The sequence below is a fragment of the Kitasatospora sp. NPDC059462 genome (assembly GCF_042749955.1).
Taxonomy (GTDB): Bacteria; Actinomycetota; Actinomycetes; order Streptomycetales; family Streptomycetaceae; genus Kitasatospora.
In genome coordinates this window covers 1-1,286 of record NZ_JBHYUU010000403.1, presented here as the reverse complement: position 1 = coordinate 1,286, position 1,286 = coordinate 1, and the positions used below count along the sequence as shown (strand labels likewise).

General features: G+C 70.0%; 2 protein-coding genes. One reads left to right on the top strand and one right to left on the bottom strand.

Annotated elements, in window-relative coordinates:
- Nucleotides 1–287 precede the first annotated feature (287 nt).
- Entirely contained in the window at nucleotides 288–662 is a 375-nt protein-coding gene (locus tag ACFXAM_RS38775; RefSeq protein WP_380298639.1) for a DoxX family protein, read from the bottom strand.
- Between the two features lie 92 nt (nucleotides 663–754).
- Here ACFXAM_RS38775 and ACFXAM_RS38770 point away from each other — a divergent pair, with 92 nt between their 5' ends.
- Complete coding sequence (locus tag ACFXAM_RS38770; protein ID WP_380298638.1) at nucleotides 755–1,243, top strand: MarR family winged helix-turn-helix transcriptional regulator; 489 nt, start codon at nucleotides 755–757, stop codon at nucleotides 1,241–1,243.
- The last annotated feature ends 43 nt before the right edge of the window (nucleotides 1,244–1,286 follow it).

The window sequence follows — 1,286 nt, the reverse complement described above, 5'->3', positions numbered from 1 at the left end:
GCGCCGCGGTGGCCAGGGTCGCCGGAGCGGCCAGGGCCGCGGCGGCGAGGAGGGCGAGCGCGGCGGCGGGGCGGCCGGCCCGACGGGACATCGGACGGGATATCAGGGGTGACACGTGCGTCCTCCGATCGACCCGTGTTCGAGGGGATCACACGGGATTTGAACGCAACATGCCAGAACGGTGCGCGCTTGGGGAAGGCTTTACGCGCGACTCGTCGTCACAAGCGTGTCAACTTCTGATTTCCCGCGACCGATATCGCTCGCTGTCGACCGCCCCCGACCGTCCGTTAGAACGCGTACGGCCCGAAACGTCCCCAGGCCACGACCGCCGCCAGGACCAGCAGGAGCACGTTGACCACGACGCTGCGGCCCTCGCCGCGCCGGCCGTGCACGACGGCGGCGCCGGCCATGATGATCCCCAGCCCGGTCGCCGCGACCGGGACCAGCGCGGGCGCGACGTCGACGGCGGCCGGCAGCACGAGGCCGATGCCGCCCAGGATCTCCAGCAGGCCGATCGCCTTGATCGCGGCGGGCGGATAGGTCACCGCCCAGGTCCCGGTGGCCTCGATGACCTTCTCCTTGGACTGGAGCAGCTTGGGCGTGCCGGCCGCGAGGAACAGGGCGGCGAGGAGGCCGGCGAGGACCCAGAGAAAGACGTTCATGTCACTCCGAAGACTTGAGTTGAAGCTTCAAGCAAGCTACTCCCGAACTACTTGAAGCGTCAAGTGAATCTTCGGGTTCTAGAGTGGGCGCCATGGACAGGGACGAACCGCGCTGGCTCAGCGCATCCGAACTGGAGGCCTGGAAGGCGTTCAGCGCGATGATCATCAAACTGCCGGCCGCCTTGGACGCCCAGCTGAGGGCGGACGCGGGCCTGAACCAGTTCGAGTACCTCGTCCTGGCCGGCCTCTCCGACGCCCCGGACCGCACCCTGCGGATGAGCGACCTCGCCGTCCTCGCCAACGGCTCGCTCTCGCGGCTCTCCCACGTGGTCACCCGGCTCGAAGGGCAGGGCTACGTCCGCCGCGAGCGCTGCCAGGGCGACGGCCGCGCCACCAACGCCGTCCTCACCGAGGACGGGTTGCGCAAGCTCGTGAGCAGCGCGCCCGGCCACGTGGAGCAGGTGAGGTCACTGGTGGTGGACCCGCTGGACGCCGAGCAGCTCGAACAGCTGCGCAGGATATGCCTCCAGGTCCTTCAGGCCATGGACCCCGGCCTGTCCTGGCCCCCGTCGGGGTGCTGACCCCCGCCAGGGTGCCGATCCCGTCAGGACACCGGCCCCCGGC